Below are 3,649 nucleotides of genomic sequence, written 5' to 3' on the forward strand. Positions count from 1 at the left end.
GCACAACCGCAAGTAAATGGAGCCTACCATCGCAGATTCAATCGAGAAGCAGCGTTGCGGACGAATGTCTGATGTTGGTGGCAAAGCGGAAGACATTTACTCTTGGCGAGTATTTCGCAGTTTGACCCCAAGCAGACATCGGCGCTTTTTCTTACGGCATTGGCTTGCCTCATATTTCCGCATCCGCTCCAGGCCGTTGGCGGGAACAATCGCCTTATCTCCGGCTTGTTTTGCCACAACCTATATTCTCATGAGATTCCACGTGGAAATTCGTGCCGGCTACGACATTGCCTTTCAATGCTTTCAGGAAACCCCGATGGTCCTGATGCTGAGCATTGAGCCGACGCGGGTGAAGGACCTCCTCAGTGAACACAGGATCAGGTTTTCGCCCGATGTCGAGCCGCACGACTACGTCGACATGTTCGGCAATACCTGCACCCGCATCGTCGCGCCCCCTGGCTTGATCGCAATCCGCAATGACTTTCTAATTGCCGACAGCGGTCTGCCCGATGCAGTCGCGCCCGACGCGCGGCAGCTCGAGGTCGGTGAATTGCCGGATGACGTGCTGATTTATCTGTTGGGCAGCCGCTATTGCGAAACGCAAAAACTGTCGGAGCTGGCCTGGTCACTTTTTGGGGCCGTGACGCCGGGCTGGCAGCGCGTGCGGGCGATTTGCGATTACGCTCATCAGCGGATCAGTTTCGGCTATCGCCACGCGCGGAGCGACCGCACGGCTTGGGAAGGCCATGAGGAGCGCGTTGGCGTCTGCCGCGATTTTGCGCATCTTGCGGTGACGCTGTGTCGCTGCATGAACATCCCGGCGCGTTATTGCACAGGCTACCTCGGCGATATTCGCGTTCCCGTCGATCCGGAACCGATGGATTTCAGCGCGTGGTTTGAGGTCTATCTTGATGGGCGCTGGTTCACCTTTGATGCGCGTCACAATCATCCACGGATCGGCCGGATCGTGATGGCGAGGGGTCGTGACGCTGCCGATGTCGCGTTCTCAACAAATTTTGGCGCAGTACAGCTCGTGAGATTTTCGGTTATTACGGAAGAAGTAGCGTCATCGACGGTGCGGGCGTATCGCGCCGCGTGATAGACTGCTTGACCGGCGCAGAAACATGCGCCGATAAACACGGGTGACCGATTGATCTGCAATTACGAAGCATTTCAGCTAATGGCACTGAACGGACCTGAGATTGTAGCCTGATGATGTCTGTTATCGGGGGTAGAACAGACATGCCCTACCGGCGGGCCGAGGTCTCAGTTTGACCCGGAGCGGACAAATGCCGGGAGTCTCGGTTGGTCGAGTTCTATCAGGACCACTGACCCTTTGATCCGGATCATTGCGCTCAGAAGCATCACAGAGTGAGTGTCACCATCTGTTTAAGCTGAAAGCCTTTGTTGTTGTCCACGCCATTCCAGGGTTCATCTAGGGAATGTCGAGTTAGGAGGATGCGCAAAGTATTTGTTCTTGCCGCGGCTTCCATAATTTCACTCCAATCGGAACAGAGCCGAACGGCTTGCCATCGGAGGGCTTGATGGAACAGGTTCATATCCGGCAGCACGATGTTAATTCCAATCTCTGGTGGGTGTCGTCGCCATCGGGTGATGACGTCGCTTACATAACGCAGCTCGGGAACAGCTATTTCGTTTGGGCGACTGAGCCTGCGCCCGCCGGCATTGCCGGAAGGCGCTTTGACACCGTCGATGCGGCGCTTGACGCAGTGGTCAAAAGCGTCTTGCACCACTGCTGACTCTGCGTGTTGGGGAAAGAAAAAATGGCAAGAATTTCTCAGGTCGTTTTCATAGTTCTGATGTTTACGTCACCCGCTGTAGCCGTAGCTGGCCCGGCAGAAGATGCAAACGCGGCGGTTGATCGTTGGTCCGCCGCATTCAACAGCAATGATCCAGAGACCATCGCCAAGAACTATTGTCCGGATGCGATCCTTCTCGGAACTGTCAGTCCAGTGATGTCCGAAGGGACTCAAGCGATAATAAAGTATTTTACGCCCACAAAAGGAACCGGCAACAAGAACGCGATTGACGAACGGCGCACAATCACAATCGACGATAACGCCGTCGAAGTCACTGGCTTTTACACGTTTACCCGGATGGTAGAGGGCAAAGCGGTACCGGGTCCGTCGCGCTTCACCATGCTTGTCACCAAGCGCGGAAGTGAATGGTGCATAGCGCATCATCATTCTTCACCACACGTTCTGCCGAAGAACTGAGGCCGCCCTCAGTTGGCGGCACTGATCGGCCCCCACTGACTGGTCCAGTTGGAATGTTAGTGCATGGGCGGCTTGGGCGCCAGCGCGGGCGGCGTAGCTGGTCGGGGTTGCGAAGCCGACCGCGCGGTCATTGCGGGGACGAAGACCTCCGGGGCTGGTGGCCGATAACCCAACGAGCCGTGAGGGCGGACGGTGTTGTAATGGCGACGCCAACTTTCAATCACGATCCTGGCCTCGGCCAGCGAGTAGAAGATTTCGCCGTCCAAAAGCTCGTCGCGAAGCCGCGCGTTGAATGACTCGATGAAGCCATTCTCCCATGGGCTACCTGGCATGATGTAGGCGGTCTTCGCACCCACCGCCGCGATCCAGTCTTGCACCGCTTTTGCAATGAACTCCGGGCCATTGTCGGAACGAATGTGTCCGGGCACGCCACGAAGTATAAACAGGTCCGACAGCACGTCGATGACGTCGATGGATTTCAGCCGTCGCGCGACGCGGATTGCCAGGGATTCATGTGTGAACTCGTCGATGACGTTCAACATGCGATACTTTCTCCCATCATGGGTGCGGTCCTCGACGAAGTCATAGGACCAGACATGGTTGGGGCGCTCGGCGCGCAGGCGGATGCACGATCCGTCGTTGAGCCAGAGCCGGCCCCGTTTGGGCTGTTTGGCCGGGACTTTCAGCCCCTCGCGCCGCCAGATCCGTTCGACCCGCTTGTCGTTGACGACCCAGCCTGCCGTTGTCCGAAGCAGCTCCGCGATCTTCCGATAGCCATAACGGCCATACTGGCGGGCAAGCTCGACAATGTCGGCGGTCAACCGCTCCTCGTCGTCTCGCCCCGTGGGAACGCGACGTTGGGTGGACCGGTGCTGCCCGAGCACCCGACAAACCCGGCGCTCGGACAGTTTCAGCTCGGATCGAACGTAATCAATGCAGGCGCGGCGGCGCGCGGGGCTTAAAAGTTTCCCCGTGCCGCCTCCGCCAGGATCATCTTGTCCAGGGTCAGATCGGAGACCGCCCGTCGTAGTCGGGCGTTTTCCGCCTCAAGCTCCTTCAGCTTGCGGACCTGATCGCTCTTCAGGCCACCGTATTCCTGGCGCCAGCGATAGTAGGTCACCTCGGTCACGCCAATCGCGCGAACCGCCTCTGCGACCGATTGGCCCTGCGAGACCAGTACATCTACTTGTCGCAACTTCGCGACGATTTCTTCCGGCTTGTGGCGTTTTCTCGGCATTTTGGTCCTCCTGTTTGCCAAAAGACATACCTCGGGGTGGACCAATTCAATGGGGGTGGATCAGCTCAAGCGGGGGGATTTCGGTCCCGGACCGCTTTCAGCGCCCCTATGCCTGCTCTAGCTGGCGTAAAAATCACAAAAAAATCGAACCTTTTTTGAACGGCGGGAGTCAACT

At 57.4% G+C, this 3,649-nt stretch carries 4 protein-coding genes; 2 read left to right on the forward strand and 2 right to left on the reverse strand.

Going from position 1 to position 3,649, the window contains the following annotated elements:
* Positions 1 to 262: 262 nt before the first annotated feature.
* Entirely contained in the window at positions 263 to 1,099 is an 837-nt protein-coding gene (locus tag QZ213_RS25930) for a transglutaminase family protein (protein ID WP_291688914.1), read from the forward strand.
* A 265-nt stretch (positions 1,100 to 1,364) separates the two neighbouring features.
* Here the strand turns inward: QZ213_RS25930 and QZ213_RS25935 are convergent, their stop codons facing one another.
* Positions 1,365 to 1,751, reverse strand: a complete 387-nt coding sequence (locus QZ213_RS25935) for a hypothetical protein (protein WP_291688915.1) — start codon at positions 1,749 to 1,751, stop codon at positions 1,365 to 1,367.
* 33 nt (positions 1,752 to 1,784) lie between these two features.
* Here QZ213_RS25935 and QZ213_RS25940 point away from each other — a divergent pair, with 33 nt between their 5' ends.
* Positions 1,785 to 2,237 carry an SgcJ/EcaC family oxidoreductase gene (locus QZ213_RS25940; RefSeq protein WP_291688916.1) on the forward strand — a complete coding sequence of 151 codons (453 nt, stop codon included), beginning with the start codon at positions 1,785 to 1,787 and terminating at the stop codon, positions 2,235 to 2,237.
* 56 nt (positions 2,238 to 2,293) lie between these two features.
* Here QZ213_RS25940 and QZ213_RS25945 read toward each other — a convergent pair.
* Positions 2,294 to 3,474 (reverse strand): IS3 family transposase gene (locus QZ213_RS25945; protein ID WP_291688917.1). Its coding sequence is split into 2 segments (ribosomal slippage): positions 2,294 to 3,210 and positions 3,210 to 3,474, totalling 1,182 coding nucleotides; the frame shifts between segments, so codons are not numbered across the junction.
* Between the last annotated feature and the right edge of the window lie 175 nt (positions 3,475 to 3,649).

Origin of the sequence: Bradyrhizobium sp. (assembly GCF_017881085.1) — a bacterium.
Taxonomy (GTDB): domain Bacteria; phylum Pseudomonadota; class Alphaproteobacteria; order Rhizobiales; family Xanthobacteraceae; genus Bradyrhizobium.